Genomic DNA, 13,714 nt, shown 5'->3' with positions numbered 1-13,714 from the left:
GGGGCCGACCGGGGTGTCTGGCGTTATACATCGACCTGAGAGACCGAGTCGATAATGGATTTGGTGAAGCAGTTTCAGGTTGATTATGGATTTGACATAGCGCGCGAATGGCGATTATGGATTCGGCACAGAGCTTTCAGGTCGGCGTAACTCTGTAGCATCCCCCAATCAGTCCCCTCTCCCTTTGGGCGGTCCGACGTTTCGAGAGGGCTAGGGTGAGGGGTTTTTCAGACCCTCCGCAATCCTGATGATCTGCTCCAGCACATCCCCCATCTGCTGAATCACTTCCAGATTGCTAAACCGCACAACCTCAATGCCCTGACGTTGAAGGAACAGCGTCCGACGCTGGTCGTGAATCACACCCGCCGTTTCATAGTGCTGACCGCCGTCCAATTCGATGGCCAGTTTCAACTCAACACAATAAAAATCCAGCACATAGGGCGGGCAGGGGAATTGCCTGCGGAACTTGAGATTAACGATTTGGCGCGAACGTATTCTTTGCCAGAGCAGGTGTTCACAGTCGGTTTGGTGAGTGCGTAAATGGCGGGCGAATTGAGCGAGTGTGGGGCGGTTTGGCATGCTTCACGATCCTTGTGAAGTGGCTTGAGATTTCACTGTAGTTCACGACCCTCACCCCAGCCCTCTCCCATGGGGAGAGGGGGCCTACGGAGTTGTTTCAGGTTGTACATCGACCTGAAAGACCGAGTCGATTATGGATTTGGTACAGACGCGGATGGCGAAATGGATCTGGCACAGCGCGCGAAGGCGATTATGGATTCGGCACAGAGCGTTCAGGTCGGCGTAACTCTCCGGCATCTCCCAATCAGTCCCCTCTCCCCCGGGAGAGGGTTAGGGTGAGGGGCTTTTCAGTGATTTCAATAAACGTCCCTGCGATAACGGCCCTGTTCGATCAGACGTTCAACTTCGGCGGCGCCGAGGATTTCGTTGAGTGCCTGGTCCACGCCTGATGCCATTCCCTGCAAGCTGCCACAGATATAGATGACAGCACCGTCGGCCAGCCACTGCTTCAACTCATCAGCCGACTCACGCAACCGATCCTGCACATAAATCTTCTCGGCCTGATCCCGCGAAAACGCAAGATCCAGCCGCTCCACATCACCATTGATCAACCACTCTTCCAGCTCCGCACGGCACAGGTAATCGTATTCACGATTACGTTCGCCAAACAATAACCACTGACGTTGTTGACCGTCGGCAATCCGCGCCTTGAGCAAACTGCGCAACCCGGCAAGGCCGGTGCCGTTACCGATCAGAATCATCGGCACCGGTTCATTCGGCAGGTGGAAACCGCTGTTTCGGCGCACCCGCAAGCTGATGCTGCCACCCACCGGCGCATGCTCGGTCAACCAGCCGGAGCCGACGCCGAGGCTGCCGTCGCTGTGTTGTTCCTGACGCACGATCAGCTCCAGCAAGCCGTCGGCGGCAATCGAGGCGATCGAGTATTCGCGCATGACCAGCGGCACCATGGCATCGACCAGCGCCTGCGCATGCAGACCCACCAGATGCGCGCGGTGCTCGGGCAGTTGGCGCGAGGCCAGTGCCACATCAAGCGGTTCTTCGAGGCCGTTGATGTTCACCGTGGTCTCGCCACGAATGCCGAGGCCGTCGAGGAAGTGCTCGATGATCCACGGGCAGTTACGTGGCAGCACTTCCACCAGATCACCGGCCAGCCAACTGCTGGTATTCGGTGCGCTCAGGCCCAACAGATAAACTGGCGAACCGCTGCTGTCCGGGTTCATGAGTTCACGGCGGACCAGCGTCCAGTTGTCGTAGCTCTGCGCCTGCCAGGTGTCGACCGGTGCTTGCCCGGTGAGTTGGCCCAGCTGGGTTTGCCAGTGACGCAGGGCATACGGATCGCCGCTATCGACTTCCACCGGGGCAAACAGGGTCTTGCCGCCGTGCTCGCTCAACCATTGGTGTAGACGACGGGCGAACCCGCAGAAGTGTTGATACTGACGATCACCGAGGCCCAGTACCGCGTAGTTCAGGCTGTCGAGTGTCGAGGCTTTGCCCAGCACCTTGCGTTCGAAACCACGAGCGCTGTCCGGCGCTTCGCCGTCGCCGAAGGTACTGACGACAAACAACGCGTTGGTCGAATCACGCAGATCCTGTTCGCTGACATTGGCCAGCGGCTGCACCTTGACCGGCAACCCGGCGGCCTGCAATTGGCCGGCGGTCTGCCAGGCCAGTTGCTCGGCAAAACCGCTCTGGCTTGCGAAGCCGATCAGCCACGCCGGAGCATCGCCGGCCGGTTGTGCGAGGCCTTTGCGGGCATCCTTGATCTGCTTCTTCTTGCGGCGACGATCCAGATACAGCAGCCACCCGGTGATGAAAAACAGCGGCATGCATATGGCGGCGACAGTGATGATGATCCGCCCGATGAGACCGAAATAGCTGCCGACGTGCAGTGCATAAATGCTCGTCAGCAGTTGCGCCTTGAAGCTCTTGTCGGCGTAGCGGTCGACGCGTTTGACGATGCCGGTGGCCGGGTCGAGGGTGATTTGGTTCAGCGCGCGATCATGGGGCGAGCTGTCGAGCAGGTAGAACACCGTCGCCGGTTGGCCAGCCACGGGCGGCATGCGGATGTTGTAGGCAGACAGGCCTGGACCGGCGGCGCTGTAGATGCTGCTCCACATCGCGGCGTAGTCGGCTGTGGGTGCCGGCCCCTCCGGCGCAGGCCCGCGACCACCGCGCACGCGTTCGTTTTGCGGAGCGTCGGAAAGCAGTTTGGTCAGGCCCTTGTTGTACCACTCGTACGACCACGACAACCCGGTCAGCGCCAGCAGCAGATACACCAACAGGCACCAGGTGCCGGCTACCGAGTGGAGATCCCAGTTGAAGGCGCGGCCCTTTTTCTTCCAGTCGAGGGTCAGCCACACACGCCAGCTGTTCCACTGGCGCGGCCAGCGCAGGTAAAGGCCCGAGAGGCAGAAGAACAACAGGATCAGGGTGCAGGCGCCGGTGATGTTGCGACCGGTGTCGCCCATGGCGAGGAAACGGTGCAACTGCAGCATCAGGCCGAAGAAGTCCTGACCCACGGCATTGCCCATGAACTCGCCGGTGTATGGATCGAAGTAGCGCATCTCGCCACGGCGCTCGCCTTTGGGCGGGGTGAAGTACACCCGCGCGGCGTTGCCACTGTCGGTCTCGACCCACAGCATCGAGACTTTTTTGCCCGAGGTGGCTTCGATGCGTTCTACCAGTTCAACGGGGGGCAGCACGCCGGCAACTTGTTTTTCCACCTGCAACACCGACGGGTTCAGCGCCCGCAGGATCTCGTCCTGAAACGAATAGGCGGCGCCGGTAATGCCCATCAGGGCCAGCACCAGGCCGGCAGTGATGCCAAAAAACCAGTGCAACTGGAACAGGGTTTTCTTCAACACGTCACTCGCCATCCGTTCGGAAATTGTCATCACGGCGCGCATTATGCCGTGGGTTATCGAGAGCTTCTTTGATTACGCACAAAAGCCCCGTTCAATCTAATGAACGGGGCTTTGTTGTTTGTAGGCGCTGCGGCACGCTGCGATCTTTTGTTCTTGGATTGCCCAGAGTCAAAAGCAGGATAAAAAGATCGCAGCGTACCGCAGCTCCTACAGGTTCCTTAGAAGTGGAAGTTGGTGCTCAACAGTGCCGTGCGGCCCGCCGCCTGGTTGGCGAAGTGGGTCGAGAAGGCTTTGTCGTAATAGGTTTCGTTGGTCAGGTTTTGCACGTTGAGTTGCAGGTCGACGTTCTTGGTCAGCTTGTAAGCGGCCATTGCGTCGTAGCGAACATAGGAGTCGACCATGGTGGTGTTGGCCACGTTGCCGAACACGTCGTCGACATAGAACGCACCGCCACCGATGGTCAGCTTCGGCGTGACTTGGTAAGTGGTCCACAGGCTGGCGCTGTTTTTCGGTGTGTTAGGCAGTTGATTGCCGTCGGTGGCGCGGTTCAAAGCGCCGCCATCAACTTGCTCGCTGTCCATGTAGGCGTAACCGGCGAACACTTGCCATTTGTCGGTGATCTTGCCGCTGGCCGACAGTTCGATACCTTGCACACGGGTTTTGCCGGCGTTTTCGTAGGAAGTGGTATCGACTTGCACGCGCGCGTTTTCTTTCTCGGTACGGAAGATATCGGCGGTCAGCGACATGCGATCGTTGAGCAGATCCCACTTGGTACCGATTTCGTAGTTCTTGGTGGTTTCAGGCTCCATGTCGCTGCTCAGCAGGTTGCCGCTGCGATCCGGGGTACCACCCAGTGGGTTGCCTTCCTGACCTTCGCCGAGGGTGTTGCCCGGCGGTGTGGCGGAGGTGGCGTAAGAAGCATAGATGCTGCCGTTTTCCGCCGGTTTGTAGACCACGCCGAACTGACCGGTAACGAACTCGCTGGTGTCATCGCCCTTGGAGGTGGTGGCGCCAGCAGCGGTGTAGGTCTTGTACTCGGTGTCGAAGTGGTCGTAGCGCAGCCCCATGTTCACCAGCCACTGCTCGGACAATTCCAGGGTGTCGAACACATACAGCGCGTAGGTGTTGGCCTTGGTGTCGGTGCCGGCGTAGTTGCGCGAGATCGCGCCGTTCCACGGATCGTTCGGGTTCGGATTCGACAGCGAGGTGCAGTTGTAGCCGCTCGACGCGCCGATCATCGACGGGCTGCAGTTGAAGCTTGAAGGCGCGGCAGTGGTGCGCGGCGTGGTGTCGGTGTTGACGTTGTACGAGGATTTCTGGCCTTCCTCGCGGGTGTATTCCACGCCCGTGGAGAAGCTGTTCTTGAAGCCGGCGACGTAGAAGTTGCCGAACAGGTCAGTCTGGTTGGTGGTGGTCTCGGTGTTGCTCACGCGAGTGTTCGCACGACGCCAGACGCTACCGTTGTTGACGTTGCCTTTGCTGTCGTCCGGCTGGGTCAGGATGTAGTCCTGCATGCTGGTGCCGTGGCGCAGGGTGTTCTTGATCGTCAGCGAGTCGCTCAGGTCATGCTCGATGGCGAAGGTCGCGGTGTCGGTGCGGCCCTTGCGGAAGTCGCGATCCAGACCGTAGAAGTTGCTGTCATCACCGCCGGCGTAGGGCTTGTCCGGATTGGACTTGGTGCGCGGATTCGACAGCGTGTAAGGCACGCCCGAATCCGGGGTGTCGTTGCTTTCGAGATGGTAGTAATCGAGGTTGACGCGGGTGTCGGTGCCCAGGCCGAAGGCCAGCGATGGCGCGATACCCCAGCGGTCGTAGTCGACCTTGTCGCGACCGGCGACGTTGCTCTCGTGGCTCATCAGGTTCAGACGGCCGGCAGCGGTGTCGCTGAACTGATAGTTGCCGTCGAGGGTGTAGCGCTGGGTCTGGTCGGAGCCCCAGGTGAAGCCACCGTCGAACGAGTTGCCCAGGTGCGCTTTCTTGCTCACCAGGTTGATGCTGCCGCCGGCCGCACCGCGACCGCCGATGGCGGAATTCGGGCCCTTGCTGACTTCAATGTTTTCCACCGCGAAGATTTCGCGGCTCTGCGAACCGGTGTCGCGCACGCCGTCCAGGTAAGTGTCGCCCTGGGCGTCGAAACCGCGGATGAACGGACGGTCGCCCTGCGGGTTGCCGCCTTCGCCGGCACCGAAGGTGATGCCCGGCACGGTACGCAGCGCGTCCTGCATGTTCAGGGCGCCGGTATCCTTGAGGACTTGTTGTGGAATCACAGTCACCGAGCGCGGCGTGTCGACCAGCGGTGCGGTGTACTTGGGCGAGGAGGCTTTCTCGACCTGATAGGAAGTCGCGTCCTGGGCTTCGCCGGTGATCGACGTGGCGTCCAGGGCGATGGCATTGCCGGCAGCTTTGCTGTCGGTCTTTTCGGCGGCGAACACCATGTGGCCGGCGGAGCCAGCGGTGATTGCCACGCCGATTGCAGAGGCGAGCAAGCGTGGTGAACTGACCGGTAATTGTGCGTGTTGACGTGCCATTTTTATTCCCCTCCCCAAGGATTTGAGGTCGCGGAATATAGGGTAAACAGTTATTCGTATCAATTGCGAAACATTGTTATTCGCACTGAATTTACATTCTTTACAATTTGGCCTTACGGTTTTTACTGATTCATTCGTCTCGCGGGTTTTACTTGGCCAATAAGAATCAATACCATTGGCGCCTCTTTACCATCAGGTACGTTTGCCATGCTGCTGCACATTCCCGGCCTGTTCGCGAAAGATGAAGTGCAGCGTATCCGCCAGGCGCTGGAAGAAGCGGATTGGGCCGATGGCAAGATCACCGCCGGCTTCCAGTCGGCCAAGGCCAAGCACAATCTGCAACTGCCTGAAGGCCATCCGCTGGCCAAGGAAATCGGCGCGGCAATGCTTGAACGGCTGTGGCAAACCCCGCTGTTCATGTCTGCCGCGCTGCCACACAAAGTGTTCCCGCCGTTACTCAACTGCTACACGGCGGGCGGCAGTTTCGATTTCCACATCGACAACGCCGTGCGCCAGCCCAAGGGCAGCATCGAGCGGGTGCGTACCGATCTGTCGGCAACACTGTTCTTCAGCGAACCTGAGGATTACGATGGCGGCGAACTGGAAATCCAGGACACCTTCGGCACCCAACGGGTGAAACTGCCCGCCGGTGACATGGTGCTGTACCCCGGCACCAGCCTGCACAAGGTCAATGCAGTCACTCGCGGCGCGCGGTATGCGTCGTTCTTCTGGACGCAAAGTCTGGTGCGCGAAGACAGTCAGCGCGCGTTGCTGTTCGAGATGGACGGGGCGATCCAGCAGCTCACCCAGGACATGCCTGATCACCCGTCGCTGATCCGCCTCACCGGCACCTATCACAACCTGCTGCGTCGCTGGGTCGAGGTATGAGTTTTCATCTGCGCCGCGAAGAAGTCCTCAACGTTGAGCAGCTCAGCGCCATGCTCGAAGAGAGCCCGGCCCGTGCGGCGCAGGCGATTTTGCTGGCGGCGGGCGAGGGTGTCCTAGAGGCACAGGCGTTGCTCGGGCAGATCCTGCTCGACGGCCGAGGTATTGCGCAGGACCAAGTGCTGGCGCTGCGCTGGTTCGGCATCGCTGCGGGGCGAGGGCATCTGATGGCGCGCAATATGCTCGGCCGTTGTCACGAGCATGGCTGGGGTTGTGCAGTGGATGCCGCGGTTGCTGCGCAACATTATCGAATGGCCGCCGAGGCTGGGCTGGACTGGGCGATGTATAACCTGGCCAACTTGCTGGCGACCGGACGAGGCGTGGCTGCGGATCATCTTCAGGCGTTTGCGCTTTATCAGCATGCCGCCGAATCGGGCCATGCGAAATCGATGAACTTGCTCGGGCGATATCTGGAAGAAGGGCAGGTGTGCCTAGCGAATCCGGCAGCGGCGCGTGAGTGGTATCGACGTTCGGCTGAGGGCGGAGATTTTCGTGGGCAGTTCAGTTACGCGGCGGTGTTGGCGGATGAGGGCGATGTCTATGAAGCCATTCTCTGGCTTGAGAAGGCCTTGGCCGGTGGCAACCTGAATTTCCTGCGAGTAGCGAGTCAGACGCTGGCGAGCGCAACGGATCCCAGAATCCAGGCCATGGCCAACCAATATTCTCAACGCTACGCGCAATCCTTGTAGGGGATCGGCGGATACGAAAAAGCCCATGACACGTCATGGGCTTTTTGCATTTCGGCGTGTGTGCGTTACACGTAGAACGATTTCAGCGGCGGAAAGCCATTGAACTCAACTGCGCTGTAACTGGTGGTGTAAGCACCGGTCGACAACCAGTACAGACGATCACCGATCGCCAGGTTCAGCGGCAAACCGTACTTGTAGTTTTCGTACATGATGTCGGCGCTGTCGCAGGTCGGGCCGGCGATGACGACTTCTTCCATCTCGCCTTTTTTCTCGGTCCAGATCGGGAACTTGATCGCCTCGTCCATGGTTTCGATCAGGCCGGAGAACTTGCCCACATCGGTGTACACCCAACGCTCGACGGCGGTGCGGGATTTACGTGCAACCAGCACCACTTCGCTGACCAGAATGCCGGCGTTGGCGATCAGCGAACGGCCCGGCTCCAGAATGATTTCCGGCAGGTCATCACCGAAGTCTTCTTTCAGGAAGCGAATGATTTCTTCCGCGTAGGTTTCCAGGCTGTTGGTGCGGGTGATGTAGTTGGCCGGGAAGCCACCGCCCATGTTGATCAGCTTCAGGTGAATGCCGTCTTCTTCTTTCAGACGTTCGAAGATCACTTTGACCTTGGCGATCGCTGCGTCCCAAACACTGATGTCGCGCTGTTGCGAGCCAACGTGGAACGAGATGCCGTAAGGCACCAGGCCCAGGTCGCGAGCGAGGATCAGCAGATCCATGGCCATGTCGGTCTGGCAACCGAATTTGCGTGACAGTGGCCAGTCGGCCGTGGTCGAGCCTTCGGTAAGGATACGTACATAAACTTTCGAGCCCGGCGCAGCCTTGGCGATGTTGCGCAGGTCGGCTTCGGAGTCGGTGGAGAACAGACGCACGCCCTTCTCATAGAAGTAGCGGATGTCCTTGGATTTCTTGATGGTGTTGCCGTAGCTGATACGGTCGGCGCTGACGCCGCGATCCATCACTTTGTCCAGCTCGTAGATCGAGGCGATGTCGAAGCTCGAACCTTTCTCTTTGAGCAGGTCGATGATCTCGACGGCCGGGTTGGCCTTGACCGCGTAGTAGACCTTGGCGAATTCGAAACCGGCGCGCAGGTCATCGTAGGCCTGGCTGATCATCGCGGTGTCGATCACCACGAACGGGGTTTCCTGTTTGTCGGCGAACGCCTTCATTTTGTCAAAAGTGGCGCGCGCGAAATAATCTTCGACGTTGATCGACATGCTGGGAGCTCCTATGGGCAAACGTATAAAAACAATGGGTGCAAATGAACGTCCTCCGTATCCCCACTTTGGTTCGCCTACTTCCCAAGGCATGTCGCCGAAAGCAAAAAGGCCATGGGAAATGCAGCTTCTTTCCCTTGGCCTTGCTGTCTCGTCGTCAGTACTTGAGCCGGATGGATCGTTTCCAGCATGGACGTTCGGCGCGAACTTTAGGGCGTGAGGGGCGTGAGATCAACTAAAAATGTCGCGTTTTTGCACGCTTCTGACGTGCGTAACCGATATCACTCTTTGTAGCCGACCGAGATGACGGTCAGATGTTCCCCGGAAATTTCCGAGTGTTAAACATACCTGCACGTTCGCGGATTATGTCGGCTAAGTCGTGGGTAAGTGTGATTGACGCAACATCGGCGACGTTGGCGGCGAGAGAGGGGTGTGAGGGGGATTTTGGTCTTCTAAGGCGCTATGTCTGAGCGGCTGTCCGACAGCCAGGTGTTGAGATTCTTTTCCGCTTTGTGAGTGAAGAAAAAATCACGCAAATCCTGTGGGAGCGAGCCTGCTCGCGAAGGCATTTTTACAGTCGACATCATCGCCGACTGATATTCCGCTTTCGCGAGCAGGCTCGCTCCCACTGGTTGTGTATTTTTTACGCGACTACCGCTTCAGCTGGCGAGACGATACTGGTCTTCATCCCGCGCGAACGCCCCGAGCTCAGATATGCCGCAATTGACTCCTGCGTTACCTCGCCCAGGAACACTCGCTCGGCATCCATCACCGGCAGCCACGCACGGTTGAACTCGTACATGCGCGACAGCAGGATACGCAAGTGTTCGTCGTACGCCGCCGTGGCATTGAACTCACGCAGGTACTGCGCGCAGGTGCCGGTCTGGCGGTGCAGGTCGCGACGACGCACGTAACCCAGTGCCTTGTTCTCGGCGCAAGTGACGACGACATAACGACGGTCATGCTCGTCCATCAACTCCAGCGCATCGGCCACCGGGGTTTCCGGGCTCACCGACGGCGCGTTGTCCGCCGCGTCTTCAGCCTTGACCAACAGCAAGCGTTTCAGCGTGCTGTCCTGACCGACGAAGCTGCTCACGAAGTCATCCGCCGGATGCGCGAGCAGGGTGTCCGGGTGGTCGATCTGCAGCAGCTTGCCGGCGCGGAAGATCGCGATCTTGTCGCCCAGCTTGATCGCTTCGTCGATGTCGTGGCTGACCATGATCACGGTCTTGTTCAGCGCCCGCTGCATCTCGAAGAACTCGTTCTGGATCATCTCGCGGTTGATCGGGTCGACCGCGCCGAACGGTTCGTCCATCAGCAATAGCGGTGCATCAGCTGCCAGTGCGCGGATCACGCCGATGCGCTGTTGCTGGCCACCGGACAACTCGCGTGGATAGCGATGCAGATACTGCTTGGGCTCAAGCTTGATCATGCTCATCAGTTCGCGTGCGCGGTCGTGGCACTTCTGTTTGTCCCAGCCGAGCAGTTTCGGCACCACGACGATGTTCTCTTCGATGGTCATGTTGGGGAACAGACCGATCTGCTGGATCACGTAACCGATGTTGCGGCGCAGGGTCACTTCGTCGAGATCGGTGGTGTCTTCGCCGTTGATCAGGATCTTGCCCGAGGTCGGTTTGATCAGGCGGTTGATCATCTTCAGCGTAGTGCTTTTGCCGCAGCCCGATGGCCCGAGGAACACACAGATTTCGCCTTCATTGACGGTCAGGCTCACCGAGTCCACGGCTTTCACATCTTTGCCGTTGCTTTGGAAGGTCTTGCTGAGGTTTTGAAGTTCGATCATTTGAGTAATCCTTTTGGAGTCAGCGAACGTTGCAGCCACTGCAGGAAGAGGTCGGCAAAAATCGCCAGAAGACTGACCAGCAGCGCGCCGACGATAAGCATCGACATGTCGCTGCGGCTGATTGAAGCGAGGATCAACACACCGAGGCCACCGGCGCCGATGGTCGCGGCGATGGTCATCACGCCGATGTTCATCACCACGGCGGTGCGCACGCCGGCGAGGATCACCGGCACTGCAATCGGCAGCTCGACCATGCGCAGGCGCTGGCCGAAAGTCATGCCGATGCCGCGTGCGGCTTCACGAATGCCCGGTTCCACACCCGTGAGGGCGAGATAGGTGTTGCGCATGATCGGCAGCAGTGAATAAAGGAACACGGCAGTGATCGCCGGCATTGGGCCGAGGCCCTGGCCGAACTTGGAGTAGAACGGCAGCAGCAAACCAAACAGGGCAATCGACGGCACGGTCAGCAGCACCGTGGCGCTGGCCTGCAAGGGGCCGGCGAGTGTCGGGAAGCGCGTCATCAGAATGCCAAGTGGTACACCGACGACGATCGCCAGCGTCACAGCGATGCCGACCAGGGTGATGTGCTGCCAGGTCAGGTGCATCACCTGCTGCCAGTCGAGATGGGAAAAGGCGTTCAAGAATTCCATGACTTCTCCTCTCTTAATTCAGTGGATGCTGGCGCAGGAAATCGGCGGCAACCGACGACGGGCTTTCATGATCGACATCGACCCGCGCGTTGAGCTGGCGCATGGTTTCGTCATCGAACAGTTCGGCCAGCGGCTTGAGCTGCTCGGCGAGTTTCGGGTGCGCGTCGAGGTAGGCCTGACGCACTACGGGAGCTGCGGTGTAGTCGGGGAAGTAATGCTTGTCGTCTTCCAGCAGCTTGAGGCCGAAGGCATTCAGGCGACCGTCAGTGGTGTAAACCAGACCGGCAAACACCTGACCGTTACGCAGTGCGGTGTAGACCAGCCCCGCATCCATCTGGCGGATGTTCTTGCGGCTCAGGTTCATGTCGTAGAGCTTGACCATGCCGTCCAGACCGTCGGAACGGTTGGCGAACTCGGTGTCCAGTGCCACCAGGTGATTGGTCTTGGCTTCAGCGCGCAGCACTTCGTTCAACTGGCTGATGTTGCTGATCTGCGGATATTCCTCGGCGACGTTTTTCGGCAGGGCGAGGGCGTAGGTATTGCTGAATTTCGACGGCGTGAGCCAGACCAGTCCCTTCTTAGCGTCGAGTTCTTTGACCCGGGCATAGGACTGGGCGCTGTCGAGTTTTTCGGTGACATGGTTGTAGGCCACCAAGGAGACGCCGGTGTATTCCCAGAGCATGTCCAGTTGCCCGCTTTCGTGGGCGCTGCGGGCAAGGTTGCTGCCCAGACCGCCGGTGATCTGCGCGTCGTAGCCTTTGCTGCGCAGGTATTGCGCGGTGATTTCGGCGAGCAGGGTTTGCTCGGTGAACACCCGGGCGCCGAGGCGGATAACCGGTTTTTCTGCGGCTTGGGCGATGCCTGCGAACAGCAGGGCACTGCTCAGGATCAGGCCTGAGATCAAGCTAAGTCGTTTCATATTCATTCCTTCGCAAGAGCCTTAAGACGGGCGCAAACCGCGTTCCAGCCAGAGACGGCTGGCGAGGGTGACCACGCCATCGAGCAGCAAGGCCAGCAGCGCGGTACACGCGGCGCCGAGCAGCAGTTGCGGCTGATTGTTCAGGGCGATGCCGGGGAAGATCAGGCTGCCAAGGCTGTTGGCGCCGATCAGGAACGCCAGCGGCGCGGTCCCGACGTTGATCGCCAGCGCGACACGCACGCCACCGACGATGATTGGCACGGCGTTGGGCAACTCGACTCGCCACAGCACCTGACGTGGGGTCATGCCGATGCCGACGGCGGCTTCTTTGAGTGAACCCTGAACGTTTTTCAGGCCTTCGTAGGTGTTGCGCACAATCGGCAGCAACGAGGCGAGGAATAAAGCGAAGATCGCCGGACCACTGCCGATGCCCAGAATCCCCAAGGCAATCGCGAGAACGGCCAGCGGCGGCACGGTGTTACCGATATTGAAAATCTGCATGAAGCGTTCAGCACGGCCGACCATGGTCGGGCGACTGAGGAAGATGCCGGCGGGGATGCCCACGACAAGGGCGGCCAGCATTGAAGCGAGGACGAGAATCAGATGAGCTTGCAGGTAAAACAACAAATCGTCGCGGTAGTGTTCGATCGTGTTGATGCCGATCCAGTGGACCAGCAGGGCCAGGAGCGCGATAACCACCGCACCTCCCATCAGCCCTTTGCCATAGCGGATAGCCACAGGCGGACTCCTTTTTTATAGTCGGCGAGCGCAATCCCGTGTGGCATGCCAAACCTTGGCTGCCGGGAAAAACGTTCGCGAGAAGCAGCTCCCTCAGCACCGGCAAAAAGCGGTCTGAAAGCGAGCCATGAGCGCAGCCTCGTCAGGCTAACTTGCTGATTTTTCAGCCCCTGACGAAATGTCGTAACAGGGGATGGACGTCTCCGTGCTTTAAAAGGTTCCCATCCGAGGCAGCATTTGGCCACCCTTAATGTGCTCAACGGTTCGGTTATTGCACTGACTTGGGCTATAATCGCGGCCCTTTTTTGAATCACCGCCAGGCGATTTCCCATGACCAACCAGGCCGCCGAAGTCGCGAAACGCCGCACTTTCGCCATTATTTCCCACCCCGATGCCGGTAAAACCACGATCACCGAAAAGCTCCTGTTGATGGGCAAGGCGATTGCTGTGGCCGGCACGGTGAAATCCCGTAAATCCGACCGCCATGCGACATCCGACTGGATGGAGATGGAGAAGCAGCGTGGTATTTCCATTACCACGTCGGTCATGCAGTTCCCGTATCGCGACCACATGGTCAACCTGCTCGACACCCCGGGCCACGAAGACTTCTCCGAAGATACCTACCGCACCCTGACGGCGGTGGACTCGGCATTGATGGTTCTCGACGGCGGTAAAGGTGTCGAGCCACGGACCATCGCGCTGATGGACGTCTGCCGTCTGCGTGACACGCCGATCGTCAGCTTCATCAACAAACTCGACCGTGATATCCGCGACCCGAGCGAACTGCGCGACGAGAGCGGCGCCGGCCGGC

11 protein-coding genes are annotated in these 13,714 nt (G+C 59.2%); 3 read left to right on the top strand and 8 right to left on the bottom strand.

The window, feature by feature from the left end; genetic code table 11:
* Positions 1 to 210 precede the first annotated feature (210 nt).
* The 3 genes from ACIOVB_RS14995 to ACIOVB_RS14985 form a co-directional block, all read right to left on the bottom strand.
* A complete protein-coding gene (locus ACIOVB_RS14995; RefSeq protein ID WP_401268889.1) occupies positions 211 to 579 on the bottom strand; it encodes an endonuclease domain-containing protein in 369 nt (122 codons plus the stop codon).
* A 296-nt stretch (positions 580 to 875) separates the two neighbouring features.
* Positions 876 to 3,404, bottom strand: coding sequence for a PepSY domain-containing protein (locus ACIOVB_RS14990; RefSeq protein WP_401268912.1), 2,529 nt, complete (start codon positions 3,402 to 3,404; stop codon positions 876 to 878).
* Between the two features lie 218 nt (positions 3,405 to 3,622).
* Positions 3,623 to 5,932, bottom strand: coding sequence for a TonB-dependent receptor (locus tag ACIOVB_RS14985; protein WP_401268886.1), 2,310 nt, complete (start codon positions 5,930 to 5,932; stop codon positions 3,623 to 3,625).
* A 207-nt stretch (positions 5,933 to 6,139) separates the two neighbouring features.
* Between ACIOVB_RS14985 and ACIOVB_RS14980 the strand changes: the two genes are divergently transcribed.
* Both ACIOVB_RS14980 and ACIOVB_RS14975 read left to right on the top strand, forming a co-directional pair.
* Positions 6,140 to 6,820 carry a Fe2+-dependent dioxygenase gene (locus ACIOVB_RS14980; protein WP_401268884.1) on the top strand — a complete coding sequence of 227 codons (681 nt, stop codon included), beginning with the start codon at positions 6,140 to 6,142 and terminating at the stop codon, positions 6,818 to 6,820.
* On the top strand, positions 6,817 to 7,566 hold the full coding sequence (locus ACIOVB_RS14975; protein ID WP_401268881.1) for a tetratricopeptide repeat protein: 750 nt from the start codon (positions 6,817 to 6,819) through the stop codon (positions 7,564 to 7,566). Before ACIOVB_RS14980 ends, ACIOVB_RS14975 begins: the two co-directional genes overlap by 4 nt.
* A 65-nt stretch (positions 7,567 to 7,631) precedes the next feature.
* Here ACIOVB_RS14975 and ACIOVB_RS14970 read toward each other — a convergent pair whose 3' ends face one another.
* The 5 genes from ACIOVB_RS14970 to ACIOVB_RS14950 form a co-directional block, all read right to left on the bottom strand.
* Complete coding sequence (locus ACIOVB_RS14970) at positions 7,632 to 8,795, bottom strand: type III PLP-dependent enzyme (protein WP_010213203.1); 1,164 nt, start codon at positions 8,793 to 8,795, stop codon at positions 7,632 to 7,634.
* A gap of 643 nt (positions 8,796 to 9,438) precedes the next feature.
* A complete protein-coding gene (locus ACIOVB_RS14965) occupies positions 9,439 to 10,596 on the bottom strand; it encodes a betaine/proline/choline family ABC transporter ATP-binding protein (protein ID WP_401268878.1) in 1,158 nt (385 codons plus the stop codon).
* Entirely contained in the window at positions 10,593 to 11,246 is a 654-nt protein-coding gene (locus ACIOVB_RS14960) for an ABC transporter permease (protein WP_007915307.1), read from the bottom strand. Before ACIOVB_RS14960 ends, ACIOVB_RS14965 begins: the two co-directional genes overlap by 4 nt.
* 13 nt (positions 11,247 to 11,259) lie before the next feature.
* On the bottom strand, positions 11,260 to 12,165 hold the full coding sequence (locus ACIOVB_RS14955; RefSeq protein ID WP_401268876.1) for a glycine betaine ABC transporter substrate-binding protein: 906 nt from the start codon (positions 12,163 to 12,165) through the stop codon (positions 11,260 to 11,262).
* A 21-nt stretch (positions 12,166 to 12,186) separates the two neighbouring features.
* Positions 12,187 to 12,876: an ABC transporter permease gene (locus ACIOVB_RS14950; protein WP_178120922.1), complete on the bottom strand. Its 690-nt coding sequence runs from the start codon at positions 12,874 to 12,876 to the stop codon at positions 12,187 to 12,189.
* Between the two features lie 357 nt (positions 12,877 to 13,233).
* Between ACIOVB_RS14950 and ACIOVB_RS14945 the strand changes: the two genes are divergently transcribed.
* On the top strand, positions 13,234 to 13,714 hold a 481-nt coding region (locus ACIOVB_RS14945; RefSeq protein ID WP_401268874.1), incomplete at its 3' end, for a GTP-binding protein.

It is taken from the genome of Pseudomonas sp. NPDC087639 (assembly GCF_044743385.1).
Classification (GTDB): Bacteria; Pseudomonadota; Gammaproteobacteria; order Pseudomonadales; family Pseudomonadaceae; genus Aquipseudomonas.
Note: the sequence above shows the minus strand (reverse complement) of the source record. Positions and strands in the feature narration are given on the sequence as shown.

Coding starts and splice junctions, on each gene's coding strand:
- ACIOVB_RS14955 (WP_401268876.1), bottom strand. CDS start 12,165: ATGAAACGACTTAGCTTGATCTCAGGCCTGATCCTGAGCAGTGCCCTG.
- ACIOVB_RS14965 (WP_401268878.1), bottom strand. CDS start 10,596: ATGATCGAACTTCAAAACCTCAGCAAGACCTTCCAAAGCAACGGCAAA.
- ACIOVB_RS14980 (WP_401268884.1), top strand. CDS start 6,140: ATGCTGCTGCACATTCCCGGCCTGTTCGCGAAAGATGAAGTGCAGCGT.
- ACIOVB_RS14995 (WP_401268889.1), bottom strand. CDS start 579: ATGCCAAACCGCCCCACACTCGCTCAATTCGCCCGCCATTTACGCACT.
- ACIOVB_RS14960 (WP_007915307.1), bottom strand. CDS start 11,246: ATGGAATTCTTGAACGCCTTTTCCCATCTCGACTGGCAGCAGGTGATG.
- ACIOVB_RS14970 (WP_010213203.1), bottom strand. CDS start 8,795: ATGTCGATCAACGTCGAAGATTATTTCGCGCGCGCCACTTTTGACAAA.
- ACIOVB_RS14975 (WP_401268881.1), top strand. CDS start 6,817: ATGAGTTTTCATCTGCGCCGCGAAGAAGTCCTCAACGTTGAGCAGCTC.
- ACIOVB_RS14985 (WP_401268886.1), bottom strand. CDS start 5,932: ATGGCACGTCAACACGCACAATTACCGGTCAGTTCACCACGCTTGCTC.
- ACIOVB_RS14950 (WP_178120922.1), bottom strand. CDS start 12,876: ATGGGAGGTGCGGTGGTTATCGCGCTCCTGGCCCTGCTGGTCCACTGG.